Annotated in this window: 22 protein-coding genes; 10 read left to right on the top strand and 12 right to left on the bottom strand. The window is 70.2% G+C overall.

Going from position 1 to position 21,163, the window contains the following annotated elements:
- Nucleotides 1–60: 60 nt before the first annotated feature.
- The 5 genes from AC1RLW_RS15170 to AC1RLW_RS15150 all read right to left on the bottom strand — a co-directional run bounded on the left by AC1RLW_RS15170 (nucleotide 61) and on the right by AC1RLW_RS15150 (nucleotide 4,421).
- Nucleotides 61–987, bottom strand: coding sequence for an SDR family NAD(P)-dependent oxidoreductase (locus tag AC1RLW_RS15170; protein ID WP_095948938.1), 927 nt, complete (start codon nucleotides 985–987; stop codon nucleotides 61–63).
- Nucleotides 988–1,109: 122 nt separating this feature from the next.
- Entirely contained in the window at nucleotides 1,110–1,490 is a 381-nt protein-coding gene (locus tag AC1RLW_RS15165; RefSeq protein ID WP_307696152.1) for a response regulator transcription factor, read from the bottom strand.
- A gap of 152 nt (nucleotides 1,491–1,642) precedes the next feature.
- Nucleotides 1,643–3,199: a glutamate--cysteine ligase gene (gene gshA, locus AC1RLW_RS15160; RefSeq protein ID WP_062477001.1), complete on the bottom strand. Its 1,557-nt coding sequence runs from the start codon at nucleotides 3,197–3,199 to the stop codon at nucleotides 1,643–1,645.
- Nucleotides 3,200–3,364: 165 nt separating this feature from the next.
- The gene (locus tag AC1RLW_RS15155) at nucleotides 3,365–3,682 is read right to left on the bottom strand and encodes a putative quinol monooxygenase (protein ID WP_159270917.1); all 318 of its coding nucleotides are present in this window, start codon (nucleotides 3,680–3,682) and stop codon (nucleotides 3,365–3,367) included.
- Between the two features lie 76 nt (nucleotides 3,683–3,758).
- Nucleotides 3,759–4,421, bottom strand: coding sequence for an alpha/beta hydrolase (locus AC1RLW_RS15150; protein ID WP_369629587.1), 663 nt, complete (start codon nucleotides 4,419–4,421; stop codon nucleotides 3,759–3,761).
- Nucleotides 4,422–4,597: 176 nt separating this feature from the next.
- Here AC1RLW_RS15150 and AC1RLW_RS15145 point away from each other — a divergent pair, with 176 nt between their 5' ends.
- Nucleotides 4,598–5,077: a Fur family transcriptional regulator gene (locus AC1RLW_RS15145; protein ID WP_062477006.1), complete on the top strand. Its 480-nt coding sequence runs from the start codon at nucleotides 4,598–4,600 to the stop codon at nucleotides 5,075–5,077.
- 24 nt (nucleotides 5,078–5,101) lie between these two features.
- On the top strand, nucleotides 5,102–5,755 hold the full coding sequence (locus AC1RLW_RS15140; protein WP_493193725.1) for an FMN-binding negative transcriptional regulator: 654 nt from the start codon (nucleotides 5,102–5,104) through the stop codon (nucleotides 5,753–5,755).
- A gap of 13 nt (nucleotides 5,756–5,768) precedes the next feature.
- Here the strand turns inward: AC1RLW_RS15140 and zigA are convergent, their stop codons facing one another.
- Entirely contained in the window at nucleotides 5,769–6,962 is a 1,194-nt protein-coding gene (gene zigA / locus AC1RLW_RS15135; RefSeq protein ID WP_493193723.1) for a zinc metallochaperone GTPase ZigA, read from the bottom strand.
- 110 nt (nucleotides 6,963–7,072) lie between these two features.
- Here zigA and AC1RLW_RS15130 point away from each other — a divergent pair, with 110 nt between their 5' ends.
- Both AC1RLW_RS15130 and AC1RLW_RS15125 read left to right on the top strand, forming a co-directional pair.
- The gene (locus AC1RLW_RS15130; protein ID WP_493193721.1) at nucleotides 7,073–7,489 is read left to right on the top strand and encodes a hypothetical protein; all 417 of its coding nucleotides are present in this window, start codon (nucleotides 7,073–7,075) and stop codon (nucleotides 7,487–7,489) included.
- Nucleotides 7,490–7,513: 24 nt separating this feature from the next.
- The gene (locus AC1RLW_RS15125) at nucleotides 7,514–8,092 is read left to right on the top strand and encodes a GNAT family N-acetyltransferase (RefSeq protein WP_493193720.1); all 579 of its coding nucleotides are present in this window, start codon (nucleotides 7,514–7,516) and stop codon (nucleotides 8,090–8,092) included.
- Nucleotides 8,093–8,098: 6 nt separating this feature from the next.
- Here AC1RLW_RS15125 and AC1RLW_RS15120 read toward each other — a convergent pair whose 3' ends face one another.
- Both AC1RLW_RS15120 and AC1RLW_RS15115 read right to left on the bottom strand, forming a co-directional pair.
- Complete coding sequence (locus AC1RLW_RS15120) at nucleotides 8,099–9,010, bottom strand: SDR family NAD(P)-dependent oxidoreductase (RefSeq protein ID WP_493193718.1); 912 nt, start codon at nucleotides 9,008–9,010, stop codon at nucleotides 8,099–8,101.
- 64 nt (nucleotides 9,011–9,074) lie between these two features.
- Nucleotides 9,075–9,947 carry a helix-turn-helix domain-containing protein gene (locus AC1RLW_RS15115; RefSeq protein ID WP_493193716.1) on the bottom strand — a complete coding sequence of 291 codons (873 nt, stop codon included), beginning with the start codon at nucleotides 9,945–9,947 and terminating at the stop codon, nucleotides 9,075–9,077.
- Nucleotides 9,948–10,039: 92 nt separating this feature from the next.
- Between AC1RLW_RS15115 and AC1RLW_RS15110 the strand changes: the two genes are divergently transcribed.
- Nucleotides 10,040–10,699, top strand: a complete 660-nt coding sequence (locus AC1RLW_RS15110; protein WP_493193714.1) for a glutathione S-transferase — start codon at nucleotides 10,040–10,042, stop codon at nucleotides 10,697–10,699.
- Here the strand turns inward: AC1RLW_RS15110 and AC1RLW_RS15105 are convergent, their stop codons facing one another.
- A complete protein-coding gene (locus tag AC1RLW_RS15105; protein ID WP_493193713.1) occupies nucleotides 10,700–13,093 on the bottom strand; it encodes a PepSY domain-containing protein in 2,394 nt (797 codons plus the stop codon).
- A 55-nt stretch (nucleotides 13,094–13,148) separates the two neighbouring features.
- Complete coding sequence (locus AC1RLW_RS15100; RefSeq protein WP_493193712.1) at nucleotides 13,149–15,269, bottom strand: TonB-dependent siderophore receptor; 2,121 nt, start codon at nucleotides 15,267–15,269, stop codon at nucleotides 13,149–13,151.
- 222 nt (nucleotides 15,270–15,491) lie between these two features.
- On the opposite strand from AC1RLW_RS15100, the gene AC1RLW_RS15095 reads away from it, so the two are divergent.
- The 3 genes from AC1RLW_RS15095 (at nucleotide 15,492) to AC1RLW_RS15085 (ending at nucleotide 16,826) form a co-directional block, all read left to right on the top strand.
- On the top strand, nucleotides 15,492–15,809 hold the full coding sequence (locus tag AC1RLW_RS15095) for a hypothetical protein (RefSeq protein WP_493193711.1): 318 nt from the start codon (nucleotides 15,492–15,494) through the stop codon (nucleotides 15,807–15,809).
- Between the two features lie 163 nt (nucleotides 15,810–15,972).
- The gene (locus AC1RLW_RS15090) at nucleotides 15,973–16,518 is read left to right on the top strand and encodes a hypothetical protein (RefSeq protein ID WP_493193709.1); all 546 of its coding nucleotides are present in this window, start codon (nucleotides 15,973–15,975) and stop codon (nucleotides 16,516–16,518) included.
- Nucleotides 16,515–16,826, top strand: a complete 312-nt coding sequence (locus tag AC1RLW_RS15085; protein WP_493193708.1) for a hypothetical protein — start codon at nucleotides 16,515–16,517, stop codon at nucleotides 16,824–16,826. The genes AC1RLW_RS15090 and AC1RLW_RS15085 overlap by 4 nt, the downstream gene beginning before the upstream one ends.
- Nucleotides 16,827–16,841: 15 nt before the next feature.
- Here the strand turns inward: AC1RLW_RS15085 and AC1RLW_RS15080 are convergent, their stop codons facing one another.
- A complete protein-coding gene (locus tag AC1RLW_RS15080; RefSeq protein WP_493193707.1) occupies nucleotides 16,842–17,744 on the bottom strand; it encodes a LysR substrate-binding domain-containing protein in 903 nt (300 codons plus the stop codon).
- Nucleotides 17,745–17,872: 128 nt separating this feature from the next.
- Here AC1RLW_RS15080 and AC1RLW_RS15075 point away from each other — a divergent pair, with 128 nt between their 5' ends.
- Entirely contained in the window at nucleotides 17,873–19,195 is a 1,323-nt protein-coding gene (locus AC1RLW_RS15075; RefSeq protein WP_493193706.1) for an MFS transporter, read from the top strand.
- Between the two features lie 46 nt (nucleotides 19,196–19,241).
- Complete coding sequence (locus AC1RLW_RS15070; protein WP_070062550.1) at nucleotides 19,242–20,345, top strand: M14 family metallopeptidase; 1,104 nt, start codon at nucleotides 19,242–19,244, stop codon at nucleotides 20,343–20,345.
- Nucleotides 20,346–20,361: 16 nt separating this feature from the next.
- Here the strand turns inward: AC1RLW_RS15070 and AC1RLW_RS15065 are convergent, their stop codons facing one another.
- Nucleotides 20,362–21,159 carry an enoyl-CoA hydratase/isomerase family protein gene (locus tag AC1RLW_RS15065; RefSeq protein WP_492696509.1) on the bottom strand — a complete coding sequence of 266 codons (798 nt, stop codon included), beginning with the start codon at nucleotides 21,157–21,159 and terminating at the stop codon, nucleotides 20,362–20,364.
- Nucleotides 21,160–21,163 lie beyond the last annotated feature (4 nt).

Below are 21,163 nucleotides of genomic sequence, written 5' to 3'. Positions count from 1 at the left end.
ATTCATTGGAAATGCTCGAGTGCGCTCGAAGTCAAGCGCCATGCACCGAAGAACGGCGCGTCAGCCCCGGCCGGCGTTCGCCTGGCCCTTGGCGACTTCGTTCGCGCCCTGGGCGGCGCCGCTTTGCGGCACGGCCTCGCCCTCGCGCGCCGTCACTTCCGACAGGCGCGCGGCCAGCTGCTCGGGCGTGTCGGCGGCAATGCCCAGCCAGGCGCCCTGCGTGAGCGTGATGTGGGCGGCCTCGAAGGTGCCGGCGCCGGCGCAGAGGATCGTGCGGTTCGGCGCGTCCTGCGCGGCCAGCACCAGCATCGCGGGCACCACGGCCTCGGGGCGGAAGGCCTCGAGCATGTCCTTGGGGAACAGGTCTTCCGTCATGCGCGTGGCGGCGGTGGGCGCCAGGCAGTTCACGCGGATGTCGTTCTTGGCGCCTTCGATGCTCAGCGTTTGCATGAGGCCCACCAGCGCCAGCTTGGCGGCGCCGTAGTTGCTCTGGCCGAAGTTGCCGTACAGGCCCGAGGACGAGGTGGTCATCACGATGCGGCCGTACTTCTGCTCGTTCATGAGCGCCCAGACGGCCTTGGTGCAGTTCACGGCGCCCATCAGGTGCACGTCGACCACGAGCTTGAAGTCGTCCAGTTCCATCTTGGCGAAGCTCTTGTCGCGCAGGATGCCGGCGTTGTTCACCAGGATGTCGACGCGGCCCCAGGCGTCGACCGCCTGCTTGACCATGGCCTGCACGGCCTCGAAGTCGGTCACCGAGGCGCCGTTGGCAATGGCTTCGCCGCCGGCCGCCTTGATCTCGTCGACCACCGCCTGCGCGGCGCTGACCGAGCCGCCCGAGCCGTCGCGCGCACCGCCCAGGTCGTTGACCACCACCTTGGCGCCGCGCGCTGCCAAGGCCAGCGCATGCTGGCGGCCCAGGCCGCCGCCGGCGCCGGTCACGATGGCCACGCGGCCCTGGAAGTCGATGGAGGTGCTGTTGCTCATGAGGTCTCTGCTCGCTGTCTGAACGGTGTGGGTCGGTGTTGGTGAGGGTTGCCAATTGACAACAACCCAACGTTTTACCTCAGTTCCCCACCCCGTTCGCCGCCGGGCGCCCCCGGCGAGAGTCACCCATGCGACGGCTGGACGGTGGCGCAGTACGCCACCAGCTGGTCGAGTTCGGCCGATTTGTCGAAGAAGGCGTCGGCACCCAGCTGCTGCGAGCGCAGGCGCATGTCGGCGGTGGCGTAGTTGCTGAGCACCACCACTTTCTGGTGCGGCGAGCGCTGGCGGCAGGCGTTCAGCACGGCCAGGCCGTTGCCGCGCTGCAGGAACAGGTCGACGATGGCCAGATCCCAGTCGCTCTTATGGTCGCGCAGCCATTCGAGCGCTTCGTCGGCGGTGCTGGCCGAGGCGATCACATGCGCATCGACCACGTCCTCGAGAAAGTCGACCAGGTTCTCGCGGATCACCGGACTGTCCTCGACCAGGTAGGCATGGAGCGTCATGGTGGGTGTCTCGGGTCCGGAACTGGGCAGCGCATGACGCCATCTTCGGGGCTGGCCGCCGCGCCACGGTGAGCCGGACAGGTCAATGGCTGTAGGCCATCGGCCAGCGGCGCTGTCGGCATGCGCCGGCCGGCGCCGCCGGGGTGGCCTTCTCAGGCTGCGACCGGCAGGCGGCCGGGGGCCATGCCCAGGCGCGCCGGCGAGACGTACTGCTCGCGGTAGATCTCGAAGGGCATGGTGTCGGCCGCCTCGATGCGCTTTTGCGCCTGGATCGACTCGGCCGTCATCTGCTCGAACCCGGCCTGCTGCGCGGCCGAGAACGGCAGCGCCAGCAGCGCGGCGCGGGTCTGCTCAGACTGGGCGCGCACGAAGCCGACGAAGGAGTTGCCGTGCTGCTGCTCGATGGCCGCGAGCACGCGGGCCGAGGGCAGGCTGTCGGGGTTCTCGAGGCCGGCCTTGGCGGCGCGCACCGCGTCGACGTGCTGCGTGCCGCCTTGCGCCGCGTCGAGCGCGGCGGCAATCGGCAGGCACTGCTCGACCAGCTCCAGGCCCCAGTCGGTGAGCCCGACCTCGCGCCCGTCGCGGCGCAGCTTCAGCCCCGGCTCGCGGCCGCGCGCGGCCGTCAGGTGCTGGTTCTGCGCCAGGTCGGCGATTTCTTGCGGCGTGTCGTCGGGGCTGTCGTTCAGCAGGCAGTGCAGCAGGAACACGTCGATGAAGCGCATCGTCTGCGCATTGATGCCGACGGTCTCGAAGGGGTCGAGGTCCATCAGGCGCACCTCGACGTACTCCACGCCGCGCTCGCGCAGCGCATGCAGCGGGCGCTCCCCGGAGTGGATGACGCGCTTGGGGCGGATGGTGCCGTAGAACTCGTTCTCGATCTGCAGCAGGCTGGTGCCCAGCTGGTTGTAGTCGCCGCCCAGGTTGCGGATGCCGATGGCCTCGTAGGCCGGCCACGGGCGCGTGAGCGCGTCCTGCAGCGAGGCGCCGTAGCCCTCCAGGCTGTTGTAGCTCACGGCCAGCGAGGCCTGCGCCTCGCTCTGGTAGCCCAGGCGGCCCATGCGCAGCGAGGTGCCGTGCGGCATGTACATGCTGCCGTCGCCCAGCGGCTGCAGCTCGTGCGGGCGGCCCGCGACGAAGCTCGAACACAGGGCCGGCGAGGCGCCGAACAGGTACAGCAGCAGGAAGGCCTGGCGGCGGAAGTTGCGGATGAGCGCGAAATACTCTTCGCTCGACACCTCCGGCAGCGACCAGTTGTAGTGGATGCCCGAAATGGTCTGCATGCGGCGGCCGTAGCGATGGCTCAGGCCCATGCGGTAGACGCTCTTGGCGCGGCCCACGTTCGACGAGCCGTAGCGGCCGATCGGAATGGTCTCGTCGGTCGGCAGGCCGCAGGGCATGCTCGACACCCACAGGCGCTCGTCGCCGAGCTGGTCGAGCACGCGGTAGGTGAACTGGTGCACCCGCGTGAGCTCTTCGAGCGCCGACTCCACGCCCGCGTGCACGCCCGTGATGAGTTCGAGCTGCGATTCGCTGAAGTCGGTCGTGATGTGCGGATGCGTGAGCGCCGAGCCCAGCGCCAGCGGATGCGGCGTGAGGGCCAGCTTGCCGTCGGGCAGCGCGCGCAGGCTTTCCTTCTCGATGCCGCGACGCATTCCCTTCAATCGCGCGGCCGGGAGTGCACCCAGCCTCTCCTGCAATCTGTTGCTCATGTTCTTATGACCCATCAATCTTCTGTGGGGCTGGAAGGTAGCACGGGCGGACAGGCACTGCTGAAGCAGGGAATCCCGCATCCGGCTATGCTGTTTTTTGCTACTCTTTTCATAGCTACCCTCTCAAATACCACCGGCCTTTCGGCGCGCAGCGGGGTTCGAAATTCAGGCCTTGGCGCGGCCCGCCGACAGGTCGATCTCTTCCGACTGGTAGACATGGATCGACGGCACCCCGTCGGCCATGGCCGCGAGCGCCTTGCCGAAAGCGCGCGACGCATCGACGCGAAAGTGCGCCTGCAGCGCCGCCATGTCGCTCCAGCGCTCCACGAAGGTGAGCTGCAGCGGGTCTTGCACGTCGGTCGTGACGTCATGCGAGATGCAGCCGGGCTCGGCGCGCGAGCGCAGCACGTGTTCCACGCTGATGGCCAGCATCGCCTGCAGGGTGTCGGCCTTTGCCAGCGCGTGTCCGATGACCAGGATCATGGGGGTCTCCTTCTGTGCGTTCTTGCGGGGTGACAGGATCAGGATGGATGCGCGCGCGGCCCGGCGTGGCGGGCCTTCAGCCGAACACGCGCAGCAGGAAGTGGTTGAGGTCGGCGATCTCTTCCATGCAGACCGAGTGCGCCATCTGGTATTCGTGCCATTCGACCGGGTGGCCCAGCGCCACCAGCGCGTCGCGCGACTGTTCGGCGCGCGCCAGCGGCACCACCGGGTCCTGTCGGCCGTGCGCGAGGAACACGGGCGTGTCGTGGTTGGCGCCGTGGCGCTCGGCCGCCGTGGTCGCGGCAATCGGCAGGTAGCCCGAAAGGCCGACGATGCCGGCCAGCCGCTCGCCGTGGCGCAGCCCCGTCATCAGCGCCATCGCGCAGCCTTGCGAGAAGCCGGCCACCACGATGCGGTGGGCGGGGATGCCGCGCGCCTTTTCATTCGCGATGAGGGCCTCGATGCTCGCCTGCGAGCGGCGCAGGCCGGCCTCGTCCTCGCGCGCCACCAGGTCGGCCACCGCGATGTCGTACCAGGCGGGCATCTCATAGCCGCCGTTGATGGTCACGGGAATGACGGGCGCGTTGGGGAACACGAAGCGCACCGGGCCCACGGCCGACAGGTCGAGCTCGCCGGCGATCGGCACGAAGTCGTTGCCGTCGGCACCCAGGCCGTGCATCAGGACCACCGAGGCGGTGGGGTTCGGGGCGGTTTCGATTTCGATGGGGGGACGGGACATGGTCAACGAAGGTATTCAGGAATGCGAATGCCCGGACCTTAGCGCATTCGGGCGACCCGGGCCGCGGCGAAACGGCCGGTTGGCTGACTTGCACCTCGCAACATCCGGGCCTTCGGGCCGCCCCGGCGCCCTTGCCGGCACAAGGGAGCGCCGGATGCAACACAATGGCGTTTCGCATGAAGACCACCCCGAACCCGTCCCCGAAGACCTCGTCGCCCGGCCCCGCCTTCGACAGCGAGGCGCTGCTGCGCGGCAGCGGGCTGCGCGTGACGCGCGCCGCCCAGACCGTGCTCGAGCTGCTCGAACACGGCTCGCAGCCGCTGACCCACGAGGAAGTGGCCGCCGCCTACACCGCCGCCACGGGCGAGCCGCCCGACCGCGTCACGCTCTACCGCGTGCTCGACCGGCTGGTCGAGGCCGGCCTGTGCGACCGCCGCGTGGGCGCCGACCGGGTCAACCGCTTCGCGCGGCACGTCGACACCGCCTCGGGCAACACCTTCGAATGCGACCAGTGCCACAAGGTGCTGGCCCTGCCCTCCGACCCCGAACTGCCCAAGGTGATGGGCCGGCTCGGCAAGGCGCTGCGCAAGCAGGGCATCGACACGCGGCACACGGCGCTCACGCTGCACGGCATGTGCGGCGACTGCGCGCGGTAGCTCGCCGAGCCGACCAGGCCGCGCGTGTACGTCTCCCGGCACCACCGCCAGCCCGACCTCGGCGCGAGCCACGCGCTGATCGACGCGCATCCGCTGGGCGCCTGGGTCGTGTCGGGCGCCGACGGGCTGGTCGCCAACCACCTGCCCTTTCTGCTCGACCGCTCGCGCGGCCCGTTCGGCACGCTGCTCGGCCACGTGTCGCGCGCCAACCCCGTGTGGCGTCAGCTCGATGCCCCGGCCCCGTCGGTCGTGATGTTCCAGGGGCCGCAGGCCTACATCACGCCCGGCTGGTACCCCGGCAAGGCCGAGCACGGCCAGGTGGTGCCGACCTGGAACTACGCCGTCGCCCACGCGCACGGCATCGCGCGCGCCATCGACGACGAAGCCTGGCTGCTCGACCTGCTCGCGCGGCTGACCGCGGCGAACGAGGCCGGCCAACCCGTGCCCTGGCAGACCACGGACGCGCCCGAGACCTTCATCCGCAAGCTGGCGCGCGCCGTGGTGGGCATCGAAATTCCCATCGACCGCCTCGAAGGCAAGCTCAAGGCCAGCCAGGACGAAGCCCTGCAGGACCGTCAAGGCACGGTGCAGGGGCTGGCCGCCGTCGGCAGCGAGAACGCGTCGGCCATGGCGCGGCTGGTGCAACAGGCGATGCAGCCCGGCAGCGCCGGCGACTGAAACGCCCGCGCACTCACACGTTCCACGACGGAAACGGATCGGGCAGGTTCTGCCACCACGAGGGGCCGAAGCGCATCTCGTTGGGCGTGAGCAGGCAGGCATCGAGCCGCGCGCGCAGCGCGGCCTCGTCCATGCCGATGCCGATCAGCACCAGCTCCTGGCGCGCGTCGCCGGTGGCGTCGTCCCAGTTCTTGCGGATGAGTTCGAGCCCGTCGGGGTCGGTCGGCCAGTGTTCGCGCGGCACGGCCGCCCACCACAGGCCCGCCACGCCGTAGCGGCAGGCGCCGCCGGCCTGCGACCACGAACCCGCGCGGGTCGGGCGGCTCGCGAGCCAGAAGAAGCCCTTGGAGCGCACCACGCCCTCCCACTCGCCCTGTACCAGGTCCCAGAAACGCTGCGGATGGAACGGCAGGCGCGAGCGGTAGACGAAGCTGCGGATGCCGTAGGCCTCGCTCTCGGGCACGTGCTCGCCGCGCAGTTCGGCCAGCCAGCCGGGCGCCTGCTCGGCCTGCTCGAAGTCGAAGAGGCCCGTGTCGAGCACGCGGTCGAGCGCGACGCGGCCGAACTCCGATTCCTCGATGCGCGCACGCGGGTTGAGGCTGCGCAAGATGGCCATCAGCCGCTCGCGCTCCTGCGCCGTCACGAGGTCGGTCTTGTTGACCACGAGCACGTCGCAGAACTCGATCTGCTCGATCAGCAGGTCGACCACCGTGCGCGTGTCTTCGTCGCCCAGCGACTGGCCGCGCTGGCCCAGGCTGTCGGGCGAGCCGTAGTCGCGCAGGAAGTTGAAGGCATCGACCACCGTGACCATGGTGTCCAGGCGCGCCACATCGGCCAGGCTCTGGCCGTCCTCGCCCGCGAAGGTGAAGGTCTCGGCCACGGGCAGCGGCTCGGAGATGCCGGTCGACTCGATCACGAGCTGGTCGAAGCGCCCTTCCTTGGCGAGCCGCTTCACCTCGATCAGCAGGTCTTCGCGCAGCGTGCAGCAGATGCAGCCGTTGCTCATCTCGACCAGCTTCTCGTCGGTGCGCGACAGCGCGGCCCCGCCTTCGCGCACCAGCGCGGCGTCGATGTTGACCTCGCTCATGTCGTTGACGATCACCGCCACGCGGCGGCCCTCGCGGTTGTGCAGGATGTGATTGAGCAGCGTGGTCTTTCCGGCGCCCAGGAAGCCGGACAGCACGGTGACGGGAAGGCGATCGGCCATGAGGGCAGGCTCCATAGTTGCAACAGAATTGCATTATAGGTATTGACGCAACTCAGTTGCATTTCTAGCAAACGTGACCGACAGGCGTGCGCTCGCCTACCATCCGGCACATGACCGATTTCTCTGCCTTCGTCGCGCCGCCGCCCTCCGACGCGCCGCACGCCGCCGTCGTCGCCGCCGCGTCGGCCTGCCTCGACCGTTTCACGGCCGCGTTCAATGCCTCGGACACGCGCGGCATGGACGCCGAGCTGCACTTTCCGCACACGATGCTCTCGGGTGCGCAGCGGCTCGACTGGCCCACGCCCGGCCGGCACCCGGTGGATTTCTTCGACACGCTCAAGGCCAGCGGCTGGGCCTCCACACAGTACGAGAAGAAGGAGCCCGTGCTCGTGAGCCACGACAAGGTGCACTTCGTCGTGCACTACACGCGGCGCGATGCGGCCGGCGCGGTGCTCAGCACGCACGCCAACCTCTGGATCGTCGTGCAGGCCGAGGGGCGCTGGGGCATCGCCCTGCGCTCGTACTGATCAAAGCAACAAGGACCGTTTCCCATGTCCCTTTCCGCACTGCAACTCGTCTGGCCGTCGCCTGAACATTTGCCCGGCTACATCGCCGCACTGGAACGCGGCTGGTCGCCCAACAACCTGCGGGCCGAAGCCGGCCTGGAAGAACTGGCGCTGATCCGCGCCGACCCCGACGGTTTTCTCGCCGGCCTCGTCGACCGCGAGGCCAAGGGCCCGCCCATCGCGCTGCCCACCGGTGGCACCGTGCCGCGGCTGCCGGGCTACCGGCGCTGGCTGTGGGACGGCGAGTTCTGCGGCAGCATCCAGCTGCGCTGGCAACCGGGCACCAACGCCCTGCCTTCGTACTGCCTCGGCCACATCGGCTACGGCGTGGTGCCGTGGAAAAGCGGCCGGGGCTATGCCACCGCCGCGCTGCGCGCGCTGCTGCCCGATGCGCGCGCCATCGGCCTGGACCACGTCGAGATCACGACCAGCCCCGACAACCTCGCCTCGCAGCGCGTGGTCCGCGCCAACGGCGGTGTGCTGGTCGAAGAGTTCATCACCGAGCCCGGGCTCGGCGGCGCGCCCGAGCTGCGCTTTCGCATCGACGTGCGCGACCTGCGCTGAAGCGCCCTACAGCTCGAACGCCTCGACCTGCCGCCCATCGATGTCGGTGAAGCCATAGGCGCGCGCGAGGTCGGCCACGCGCAGCACCTGGCCGGTCTTGTCGAGCACCTGCGCATCGCCCGCCAGCGCGGCCACGGCGCGGCCCAGGTAGCGCGGCGACTCGGTGCGCGCCAGCGCGGGGCGCTCCTGCCAGTGCGCCTCGTCGGTCTTGTGGCCCGCGAGCACGAACTCGGTGCGCATCCAGCCCGGCGACACCGCCACCGAGGCCACGCCGTGCGGCTGCAGTTCCTGCGCGATGCCGAAGGCCAGCCGCGTCATCGACGCCTTGGCGAGGTCGTAGAACAGGTTGCCGCGCAGGTAGTGGCCGCGGTCCCAGAAGGTGGTGGTGACGATCAGGCCCTGCTTGCGACGCACCATGCCCGGCGCGGCGCAGCGGCTGGCCACGAGGTGGTTGCGCACGCCGCGGTCGAACATCGAATCCCAGTTGGCGAGCGAGTGCTCCCAGAACGGCACCTCGAAGACACCCGTGAAGCTTTCGTGCCCGCCCCAGGCGTTGTTCACGAGCAGGTCGAGCCGGCCCTGCTCGCGCTCGACGCGCGCGAACAGCGCCGCCACGTCGTCTTCCTTCGTGTGGTCGCAGGCCACGGCGATGCCGCGGCCGCCGAATTGCGTGACCTCGTCGGCGGTGTCGTCGATGGTGCCGGGCAAGGCGGCCAGCTCGGACAGCGCGAGCAGCTGCCCGTAGCTGTCGGCCGGCCGCGCGCGGGTGCTGCGCCCGGTCACGTACACGGTGGCACCGGCCGCGCCCAGTTCCTGCGCGATGCCGCGGCCCGCGCCGCGGCTGGCGCCGGTGACCACGGCCACGCGGCCCGCCAGCGGACGGTGCGCGGCGTCAGGGGTGGAGGGGGCTGCTGTCATGTGTCGTTGCTCCTTCGTTCGGTGAGGGTCCTTGGGCAGGACAAGCGGCCACGATAGGCCGGCCTCAGCGCGCCGTCTTGGAAGAAACCGAAACCCGGCGCCCGAGGAACTCGGTGGGCGTCACGCCGCACAGGGCGCGGAACTCGTTGACGAGGTGCGACTGGTCGTAGAACCCGTGGTCCAGCGCCATGTCGGCCCAGGCCGGCGCGCTGTGCAGGCGCAGCGCGCGCAGACAGGCATGCAGCCGCGCCAGCCGGCCCCAGGCGCGCGGCGACAGCCCGACGTGCGCATGAAAAATCTGCTGCAGCCGGCGCTCGCCCACGCCGACGGCCTGCGCCACCTCGCGCAGCGCCTGACGCCCGTCGGCGGCGGCGATGAGCCGTGCAGCGTGCATCGCGGCGGCCGGCGGCGTGCCGTCGCCGGCTTTCTGCAGGCGCTTCATCAGGGCCTGTTGCAGCAGGTCGGCGCGTGCAGCATCGTCGCGCGCTTCGGCCATGCGCACGAGCAGCGTCGTGCCCTCGCCGCCCCAGAGTTCGTCCAGGTGCACCGCGCGGCCCGCGATCTCGCCGGCCGGCACGCCCAGCAACGCCGCCGCCGCGCCGGGGCGCAGCGCCACCGACAGGCCTTCGACCGTGTCGCGCATCCGCACCACGGCGGGCGCGGCGAAGGCGCCGATGGCTTCGACCGCCTGCCCCGGCGCGTCGTCGGCCGAGGGCGCATCGCCGAAGTTGAAGACCAGCCGGATCGCGCCGTCGGGCAGCACGCGCTCGCGCACCTCGTGGCCGGGCGCGAAGGTCTCGCGGTACATCAGCAGGTGCGAGACATGCGCTTGCAGGACCGGCGCGATCGGCAGCACCCGCAGCGTGCCGTCGGGCACGCTCGACTCCGGCCCGTGCAGCGGGTCGTCGTGGAGCCGGAGGAAAAGGCGTTCGCCCATGGCGGTCGATTGTGAGGAAAAACCCGCCGCCACGCGACCGGGCGGGCACGGGCCGACAATCGGCCAGCTCCCCCTGTCCACCTTTGGTTCGCATGCCCGATTCCGCCCTCCCCGTGCTCTATTCGTTCCGCCGTTGCCCCTATGCGATGCGGGCCCGGCTCGCGCTGGTGGCGAGCGAACAGCGCTGCGAACTGCGCGATGTCGAGCTCAAGCGCAAGCCCGCCGAGATGCTCGCGGCCTCGCCCAAAGGCACCGTGCCCGTGCTGGTGCTCGACGGCGGCGCGGCGGTGCTGGAGCAGAGCCTGGACGTGATGCTGTGGGCGCTGCGCCGCCACGATCCGCTGCGCTGGCTGGCGCCGGAGCGCGGCACGCTCGACGACCTGCTCGCGTTGGTGACGGCGTGCGATAACGACTTCAAGCCGCTGCTCGACCGCTACAAGTACCCGGCGCGCTACCCCGCATCGGAAGGCTCCGCGCGCGACGAGGGTGCGCGCTTCCTGCAAGGGCTCGAAGACCGGCTCGCGATGTCGGCGCAGCCGGCCGGCGCGCACGCCACGCTGGCCGACGCGGCGCTCATGCCCTTCGTGCGCCAGTTCGCGATGGTCGACGTGGCCTGGTTCGACGCCCAGCCCTGGCCGCGCCTGCTGGCCTGGCTCGCGGGCTGGACCGCATCGGACATGTTCGCGCGCATCATGACCAAGCACGCGCCGTGGCAGACGGGCGAACCGGGCGTGAGCTTTCCGCCCGCCTGATCAGTACACGTCGCGGCGGTAACGGCCTTCGGCGATGAGCGCGTCCATGCCGCTCTCGCCCAGCACCTCGGTGAGCGCCGCGTCCACGCCCGGCGCCATGCCTTCAAGGCTGCCGCACACGAAGACGATCGCACCCTCTTCGTCCACCCACTGCTTCAGCACCTCGCCAGCCTCGCGCAGGCGGTCCTGCACGTACACGCGCTGCGCCTGGTCGCGCGAGTAGACGAAGTCGGCGCGTGCCACGAGGCCACCGGCCTGCCATGCCGCGACCTCGTCCTCGCCGAAGCCGTCGTGCGACGCCTGCCGTTCGCCGAACACCAGCCAGTTGCGGCCGTGCCCGCGACGCGCACGCTCGCGCAGCAGCGCGCGCAGGCCCGCGAAGCCCGAGCCGTTGCCGCTGAAGATGCAGGGCCGCGCGTCGTCGGGCAGCGCGAAGCCCGGGTTGGCGACGAGGCGCAGCGCGAGTTCCGCGCCCATCGGCGCACCGACCGTGAGCCAGCCCGAGGCCACGCCCAGGCCGTTGTCGTGCCGCGCCTGACGCACCAGCAACTGGACGGCGCCGTCGGAAGGAATCGACGCGACCGAATAGCTGCGCGGCGCGGGCGCCGGGGCGCCGTCGTCGTGCATCTGGCGCGGCACGATCTCGACCAGTGCGCCGGGCGTCCAGTCCATCGCGCCGCCACTGACGCGTCGCAGCTCGATCTCGAACAGCGGATCGCCCTGGCTGCCCGCATTGAGCAGGCGCCGGCCATCGAGCCGCCAGGCGTCGAAGGCCGGTGCGGTCGGCACAGGCCACGTGGCATCACGCACCCCGAAGGTTTCGCGCAGCGCATCGTGCCAACGCGCGAGCGCTGCCGGGTCTTCGCCGTCCACCTCGATCATGGGGAACAGCGGCTGCGCACCCTGGTTGTGCAGGTCGTGGTCGAGCTTGCGGCCGAAGCCGCAGAAGGTCGCGTAGTGGCGGTCGCCCAGCGCGAGCAGGCCGTAGCGCAGGTGGCGCAAGCCCGGACCGCCCTGCCGCGCGAACGCACGGGCAAAGGCACGCGCGCTGTCGGGCGGTTCGCCCTCGCCGAAGCTGCTCGCCACCCACAGCACCTGCCGGAAATGCAGCAGCGCGTCAGCGCTCAGCGCCGACACAGGCCGCACCACCGCCGCGACATCGGCCGCCTGCAACGCACTGGCCGTCTGCAGCGCGAGGCGCTCGGCATGGCCGGTCTGGCTCGCAAAAGCGACCAGCACCTGCCCCGCATCGCCTGACGTGGCGGGCACGGCGACCGCATCGAGCCGCGCACGCTCGGCGCGCACGGCCTTCGCGGTGCGGCGGCGGCCGAGGTACATCATCCAGCCGCTGATCGCGAACAGCGCGAGCCCCAGGCTGGTGAGCATCATCACGATGCGCCCCGGCAGGCCCCAGTAGGTGCCCATGTGCAGCGGGTAGATGCTGTTCACGAGGCGGCCCGCGAGCGGCTTGTCGGCATAGCGTTCGTGGCGCAGCGTCTCGCCGGTCGCGGCCTGCAGGTACAGGCGGTTGCGTGCGCGCTCGTGCTCGGCGTGCGTGCGCAGGTAGACGGCCTCCACCTGCGTGCCGTTGCGCGCGGGCAGCCGCAGCGTCACCTGGGTCCAGTCGCCGCCCGTGGTGTCGACGAAGGCCTGCCAGACGCGCGCCAGGTCGAGCGTCACCAGGGCATCGGCCGGCGCGCGTTCGGCGCGCACCACGCGGCCCTCGCCGACCGCGCCGTCGACCGCCTTACGCAAGCCGTCGAAGGCCCAGTACATGCCGGTGGTGGTCGACACCACGTAGGCCAGCAGCGCGACGGTGCCGACCACCGCATGCAGGTTCCAAAGGAAGGCGCGCCCGCGCAGCGCGAAGTCGATGCGCAGCCACTGGCGCCACGCGAAGGGCCGGCGCGGCCAGCGCAGGTACAGGCCCGACAGCGCCAGCAGCAGCAACAGGCCGGCCAGCGAGCCGGTGATGGGCTTGCCGTCGTCGCGCGGCAGCAGCAGCCAGCGGTGCAGCTCTTCCACGAACTCGAAGAAGTGCTCGCCCACGGGATCGGGCAGCAGCGCGCCGGTGGCGGGATCGGCGAAGCGCGTCTCGCCGCGCCGCTCACCGGGCGGCGGCGCGAACCCGATGCGCGCGGCGCGCCCGGGCTCGGTCGACACGGCCACGGTCGCGATGCGCCGCCCGGGCATCTCGGCCTGCACACGCGCGACGAGCGCAGGCGGTGCCAATGCGGGTGCGGCCGAGGCCGCGGGGATCGGGTTCAGCAGGTCGGTGATCTCGGCGCGGAACGACAGCGTCGCCCCGCTCAGGCCGATGACGACCAGCACGCTGCCCGCCGTGATGCCGATGAACCAATGGATCTGGAACCAGACGCGACGCAGCAAAGCCATGAAAAACAGAAGAAAACGGGAAACAGGAAGCCCCGCCAAGGCGGGGCGCGCGGGTTCAAAGATCGATCTTGACCAGGGCCTTGATCGTACGCGGCGTGCCGACCGCCAGCCGCGTGCCGGCCGCCGACCAGTAGCGCTTGTCGCCCACGTTGTCGACGTTCAGCTGGAAGGTGGTGCGCCTGCCCATGAACTGCGCCACGTAGCGCGCGCCCAGGCCGAAGACGGTGGTGCCGCCGATGAAGCCCTGGTTCAGGTCGTCGACGGGACGACGCCCCGTGAAGTACGCGCCGCCGTTGACCGACAGCCCCGGCACCGCCGCGATGTCGTACGAGACAAAGGCGCTCGCCGTGGTGCGCGCCGTGTTCTCGGGCCGCTTGCCGTCGTACTGCGCGTTGATGCGGCGGAACTCGGCGTCCAGCCACTGGCCCGAGAGCTGCCACGCCAGCGCGGGCGTGAGCCGCCCCTGCGCCGACACCTCGAGGCCGCGGTAGCGCTGGCGCCCGCTGGCCACGAAGGTGTTGGCGCTGTCGGTGTAGGCGCCGGGCCGTTCGATGTCGAACAGCGCGCCCGACAGCAGCGTGCCGCCGCCGGTCAGCCAGCGCAGGCCGACCTCCTTCTGCCGGCTCACGCCCGGCGGCATGCGCGTGTTCTGGTTGGCGGTGCCGGCGGGCGCCACCTCGCCCTCTTCCACGCCCTGCGAGTACGACACATAGGCCATGAGGTCGGGCGTGAACTTGTAGCTCAGCGCCGCCAGCGGCGTGGTCTTGCGCACGCTGTAGTCGAGGGCTGGCAGCGTGGCGCTTGCGCCCTGCCAGCTCTGGTAGCGCGTGTGGCGCAGGCCGGCCACCAGCTGCCACTGCGGCGAGAAGGTGATGCGGTCGAGCGCGTACAGGCCCAGCTCCTCGCTGTCCTGCGCGCCCGAGGTGGGCCGCGAGGGCGTCGCGCTCAGCGCCAGCGCGCCGATGGGCACGGGGTTGTACAGGTTCTGCAGCGTGGTCGCGCCGCCGTAGTTGCGCTGGAACACGGGCGCCTGCGTCTTGTCACTGCGCGCCGCGCCGAGCGTCAGCTCGTGCTGCAGCGCGCCGGTGGCGAAGGTGCCGAACAGCTCGGCACGCAGCAGGTCGGAACGCTGCTCCAGATGCTGCACGTTGCCCGTGAGGCGGCCGATGCCGGTGCGCACGTTGTAGGTGCCGAACTGCGCCAGGCGCCGGTCGCGCTCGGCCTCGGAATGGCCGGCCTCCACGCTGAGCGCCCAGTGGTCGCTCAAGGCGTAGTCGGCGCGCAGTTGGGTGTTGGTGACCTCGGCTTCGAACACGGCCCAGGGCGGTGCGATCAGCTTGTGCGGATCGGGCAGCGCCGGCAGCGCGATGACGCCGTTCACGGCCGCAAGCCGCGCGATGCCGGCCTGCTCGGTGATGCGCTTGCGGTAATGCTCGATGTCGGCCTTGAGCGTGAGCCGCCGGTTCACGCGCCAGTCGAGGGCGGCCGAGACGAAGCTGCGCTTGCCGTCCACGCCATCGATGGTCGAGCCCAACTGGCCGCCCGCCGCGTTCAGGCGCAGCCCGAACTGGTCGTTCTCGCCGAACTGGCGACCGATGTCGACCTGCCCCTGCAGCCCGCCCTGGTTGTCGACGCTCATCCCGAGCGAGGTGACGGGCGTGCGCCCCGCGCGCTTGGTGACGAAGTTGATCACCCCGGCCGGCGTGGTGAAGCCGTAGTACAGCGCCGACGCGCCCTTGAGCACCTCGACGCGCTCCTTGTTCTCCATCGGAATTTCCGACACGTTGGGGATCGCGAGCGCGCCGTTGAGGCGGTAGTTGGTGCGGTTCTCCACGGCAATGCCGCGGATGACGAGCTGGTCGAAGGTGTCGCCGCCGTTCTGCTGGCGCGTCACGCCGGCCGTGTTGCGCAGCACGTCGTACACGCCCGCCGCGCCCTGCAGCTCGATCACCTCGCGCGTCACGGTGTTGACCGTGGCCGGCACGTCCATCACGGACGCGCCCCGGAACGTGCCCGCCTCGACCGTCTCGGCCAGGAAGCCGTTGGCGCGCGAGGCCTCGACGTTGACGGTGCTCAGCTCGCTTGCCCGAGATTCGGGAACAGCGGACGCAGGCACGGATTGCGCCTGCGCTGCCTGTACGGCGGCGAGCGCGAGGCCCACACAAACTCTCTTCATTCAAATCCCTTGGATGTTCTTCTGGCGGCGCGCCTCCCGGCGGCCTGGTGACGCTTCCGGCGTGCGGAAGCGGGAGGGATTATGAATGAGAGGAGTTCTCATTTGACAACAGTTGCCGGACCCTGCCGATAGGATCGGACGCCAGAGCGTTCGATGTCGAAACGCCATCGAGGAGGAATTCATGACTGCCAATGAAACATCGACCAGGCGGGAGGCCCTGCGATGAAGACGGCCGGACGCCTGGCGCTCGGCGTGCTCGCCTGGGTCACCGTGGTTCCGCTGCTGGGACTTCTCTGCATGTGGCTGGGCCCGTCGATCCTTGACTCGCCCGAAGCCTCGCGCGTCACCATGTATGCGGTCCAGGCCATCAACCTCGGCGCGGCCGCGCTGCTCTACTGGTATGCCGTGCCGAGCGTGCCGCACTGGGGCCGCCGCGTGGCCTATTTCGTCGCCTTCGTGGTGCTGATGGTGGTCGCCAGCGCCCTCGTGGCCTTCGGCGTCAAACTGCTTTTCGTGGCGCTGGTGTTGTTCTGGCCTTGAGCTGGGGCCATGGAGACTTGGCCCGGTGGCACTTGCGGTGCGCGGAAGCGGCAGGGATCCCGGATGAGCGGAAGCCTCATTTGACAACAGTGTTTTGGCGCTCGCGCCCCTAGCATCGCCTCCAGAGCGTTCCATTTCGAAACGCCAATCAGGGAGGAAATTCATGAACACCAATGAAAACTCGGTGGGGCGTGCGCAGCACTCGACACCGACGTTCACGCTGTACGGCCGGGTGGCGGCCGGTCCTGCCGGGCTTGTGGGGACCCCTTATCCCAGCCTGCACATCTCGCTGGTCATCGATGACGCCTATTCGGGCCTCACGGTGATCGATGGTCAACCGACGATGGGCGAAGCGGGGTTGCACAACGTGTTACGGATCCGAACCAACATCTATGCCAACACGCTGCCCACCGATGTCGTCGTCAAGATTCCGCTGGCGCCGCCCGGTGGCATGAGCTCCGAGGCGTTCGCGCGCACGCTGATGAGGCGCGCCACGGATTTTTCAAGCTACGTGTCCCCCTACAGTTTCCCCGCACGCTTGCGAGGCGACCGGATGAACCCCGGCGAATACAACAGCAGTTCGTACCTCGCCGCACTGCTGCGCAGCGTGATGGGCTCGGTCCCCGATCTCGGGGTGTCCGGTTATCAGGCGCCCGGCTGGGAAAGCCCGATGCCTCTTCACTTCTTCAAGGGCGAGGCCATCCGATGAAGGCGGCGGGGCGGCTCGCGCTCAGCGTGCTCGCCTGGGCCGCCTTGATCCCGCTCGCGGGAGTTATCGGCCTGTGGCTGGACCGGTCGGTCTTTCACTCTGCCGGGGCCACGCGCGTCATCGCCCATGCAATCGAGGGCATGCTGATCCTCGCGGCCGCGCTGGTCTACTGGCGCTGCGTACCGAGCGCGCCGAACTGGGGACGGCGCGTGATCTATCTCGTCGGCTTCGCGCTGCTGCTGACCGGCATTGGCTACGTGGTCCTCGGCGCGACCGTTGCCCTTGTGGTGCTGCTGTTCGGGCTTTGAGCCGCCCCGCCTCCGCTACACCTTCATCGCCGCCGCCGACGCCCGCTGGATGCACTCGATGAAATGCTGCGCCGCCGGCGTCGACGGCTGCCCGCGCCGGCGCACCACGCACACGTTCAGCATCGGCAGCGTCTCGCGCACGTCGACGCGACGGATGCCGTGGCGCTTGAAGCTGAGCCCTGCCAGCGGCTCGACGAAGAGGCCGATCAAATCCATGTGCCCCACCAGCGCCAGCGCCACGGTGACCGAGTGGCCCTGCAGCACGCGCGTGGGCGGCGACAGCCCGAGCGGGGTGAAGAGCGGCGCCACGGCGTTGGTTCCGCCGTGGTCGTCGCCCGGCAGGACCCATTCGGCGGCATAAAGGTCGTTCAGCGAGCGCGCATTGCGCAGCGGATGGCGCTCGCGCAGGCCGACCACCAGCTGCACCGGGAACAGCTCCAGCGCCTCGAACTGCGGATCGAGTGTGCCGGGCACGATGTGCGCCACCGCGAAGTCGAGGTAGCCGTCGCGCAGCCGCGCGAGCATCCACGGCAGCACGGCCTCGCTGAACTGCACGTCGACCGCCGGCAGGCGGGTGTGGAAGTCCTTGAAGGCGGCGGGCAGCACGGTGAGCGCGAACGAGGCGCTCACGGCCAGCGAGACCGAGCCGGTGGCACCGTCGCGGATCTGCGCGATTTCGTCGCGGGCGCGTTCCATGTCGGCCAGCAGCAGCCGCGCGCGCGGCGCGAAGGCCAGGCCGAACTGCGTGAGCCGCACGCCTTTCACACTGCGCTCCACCAGCGGCGCGCCGACCTCGCGCTCCAGCTCGCGCACGATCTTGGTCACGGCCGGCTGCGAAATGCCGAGCACGCGCGCGGCGGCGCGGATGCTGAGCTGCTCGACCACGGCCACGAAGGCATGCAACTGATTGGGTTTCATCTTTGGAGTGACAACCAAAAGTTATCGTTGACGCCCAATTATTGTCTTTTCATGACAGCGTCGAGTCTCTAGCATCCGCCGCGGTTCGAGCCCACGCGGCCTGCGCCCCCGATACACACAGGAGACACATGAACACCCCCGCTTCCCAGCCCTCGCCTTCCTCGCCGGCCCGCCGGCGCCAGACCATCGTGGCCACCACCATCGGCAACGGCCTGGAGTTCTTCGACTTCACCGTCTACGGCTTTCTCGCGCTGGTGATCGGCAAGCTGTTCTTCCCCACCTTCAGCTCCTACGGCCAGCTGCTGCTGACGGTGGCGAGCTTCGGCGTCGGTTTCATCATGCGGCCGCTGGGCGGCATCGTGATCGGCGCGTACGCCGACCGCGCGGGCCGCAAGAAGGCGATGACGCTCACGATCTTTTTGATGGCGCTGGGCTGCGCGCTGATCGCGTTCACGCCGACCTACGCGAGCATCGGCGTCGCGGCGCCGATCGTGATCGTGCTGGCGCGCCTGATCCAGGGCTTCTCGGCCGGCGGCGAGGTGGGCGCATCGACCACGCTGCTGGTGGAGCACGCCACGCCGGCCAACCGCGGCTACATGGCGAGCTGGCAGTTCGCGAGCCAGGGTCTGGGCGTGCTGATGGGTGCCGTGGTGGTCGGCGTGCTGACCGTCTCGCTGTCCGCCGAAGCCATGCAGAGCTGGGGCTGGCGCGTGCCGTTCGTGCTCGGCATGCTGATCGCGCCGGTGGGCATGTACATCCGCCGCCACCTCGAAGAATCGCTGCACATCTCGCCGGAAGACGCCAAGGCGCCGCGCGAGAGCAGCCTGAAGATCGTCTGCACGCAGCACGGCAGGACGGTGCTGGCCGCCATCCTCGCGCTGGTGGGCGGCACCACGGCGGCCTACGTGGTCACCTTCTACATGCCGACCTACGCCGTGCGCGAGCTGGGCCTCACGCCCTCGGTGGCGCTGTTCGGCGCGGCGCTCACGGGCCTGCTGTCGTTCGCGCTCGCGCCCTTCGTGGGCAAGTGGTCGGACATCGTGGGCCGCAAGACGCTCATCCTCTGGAGCCGCATCGTGATGGCGATCCTGATCTACCCGGGCTTCCTGTGGCTCAACGCCTCGCCCACGCCCGTGGTGCTGTTCACCGTGCTCGGCGTGCTGAGCATCGGCCTGGTGGTGCAGACGGTGCCGGGCATCACGATGCTGCCGGAGATGTTTCCCAAGCGCGTGCGCGCCAGCGGCATGTCGCTGGTCTACAGCGTCGGCGTGGCGCTCTTCGGCGGCTTCGCGCCCTTCGTCAGCACCTGGCTGGTCAACGCCACCGGGAGCAAGCTCGCGCCGGCCTGGTACCTGGTGGGGATGACATTGGTGTCGCTGCTCGGGCTCCTTTGGTTGCGCGACCACACGGGCCGCGACATCGACGCGGCCAACGCCCACGCGCCGGCCTGATACCGTCTTCCTCCTTCCCGCCTTCATGCACAGGAATCTTCCCGCCATGTCCCAGCCTGCCACCGCCGCCACCCGCCATTTCTCGGGCACGTACGTCGAAGCCCGCGCCAAGTTCCTCGAGGCCGCCGCGGCGCGCGGCGCCACCGTCGAGTCGTTCGTGCACCCGACGCACCGCGGCGCGCTCGGTGAAGAACTCGCCACCGACGTCGCGCTGATCGGCGCGGCCGACGCCAAGAAGGTGCTGCTCGTCACCTCGGGCACGCACGGCCCCGAGGGCTTCTGCGGCTCGGGCGCGCAGGTGGCCACGCTGAACGACGCCGACCTGCTCGCGCGCCTCGAACGCGCGGGCGTCGCGCTGCTGTTGGTGCACGCGGTGAACCCGCACGGCTTCTCGCACCTGCACCGCACCAACGAAGACAACATCGACCTGAACCGCAACCACATCGACTTCAGCGCGCCGCTGCCGGTGAACGCCGAGTACGCCGACGTGGAGCCGCTGGTGCTGCCCGCCAGCTGGCCGCCGACGCCGGCAGACGACGCGGCGGTGGCCGCCTACATCGCCACGCACGGCATGACCGCCTTCCGCGCGGCCGTCACGCGCGGGCAGTACACCTCGCCCGACGGCCTCTTCTACGGCGGCACCGCGCCCTCGTGGAGCAACCGCACCATCCGCGCGATCCTGCGCGGCTACGCGGCCTCGGCCACGCACCTGGGCTGGATCGACGTGCACACCGGCCTGGGCCCCTACGGCCACGGCGAAAAGATCTACCCGGGCCGCAACACGCCCGAAGACCTCGCGCTGGCCCACGCCTGGTGGGGCGCCGACGTGTTCGCGCCGTTCGCGGGCGACTCGGCCTCGGCCGACGTGTCGGGCCCGGTGATCTCGACCGCCTACGACGAATGCCCGAACGCGCGCGTCGCGCCCATGGGCCTGGAGTTCGGCACGCTGCCCGACCTGGAAGTGCTCGACCGCCTGCGCGCCGACACCTGGCTGCGCCGCCACCCCGAGGCACCCGAATCGCAGAAGCGAGAGATCCGCCGCCGCCTGCGCGACGCGTTCTACTGCGACAACGACGAGTGGAAGGGCATGGTGCTGGGCCAGACGCGCGTCGTGCTGCTGCAGACCTTGCAGGGGCTGAGCAAGGCCTGATCCGGCGGGCTTCGGCTCAGCCGAAGTTCGGCGCGCGCTTCTCGCGCAGCGAGGCCACGCCCTCGCGCACGTCGGCGCCCGCGAAGCCCATGAACTCCAGCGCCAGTGAGGCGTCGAAGGTCGGCCCCGCCTGGCGCAGCCAGTTGTTCAGCGCGTACTTGGTGAAGCGGATCGCGCTCTGGCTGCCGGCCGCGAGGCGGTCGGCGATCTCGTAGGCGCGCGGCAGCAGGTCGGCCTCGTCCACCGCCAGCGACACCAGGCCGATGCGCTCGGCCTCCTCGCCGCTCACCGGCTCGCACAGCAGCAGGTGGTACTTGGCCTTGGCCATGCCGCACAACAGCGGCCACACGATGGCCGCATGGTCGCCCGCCGCCACGCCCAGGCGGGTGTGACCATCGACGATCTTCGCGTTCTTGCTCGCAATGGAAATGTCGGCCAGCAGCCCCGCCACCAGCCCCGCGCCCACGGCCGGGCCGTGCATGGCGCTCACGATGGGCTTGTCGCAGTTGACGAGGTTGTAGACCAGGTCGCGCGCTTCCTTCCACACGCGCTGGCGCACGGTGTCGTCGGTGGTCATGTCCTGCACCATGCCCAGGTCGCCGCCGCCCGAGAAACCCATGCCCTCGCCGCGCAGCACGGCGCAGCGCACCGTGTCGTCGGCCGCCACATCGCGCCAGATCTCGGCCAGCTCGCGGTGGCCGTCATGGCCGGCCGTGGGCAGCTTGCCGTTGGTGGCGCGCATCTGGATGTCGAGCACCGCGCCGTTCGCGCCGCGGCGCGTGAGGGCGAGGGTCTGGTAGCGGGTGTAGTCCATGCGT

This window comes from Variovorax sp. GW822-FHT04A09 (assembly GCF_058801005.1).
The sequence above is the reverse complement of the archived record's forward strand: the minus strand, read 5'-3'. Positions and strand labels throughout refer to the sequence as shown.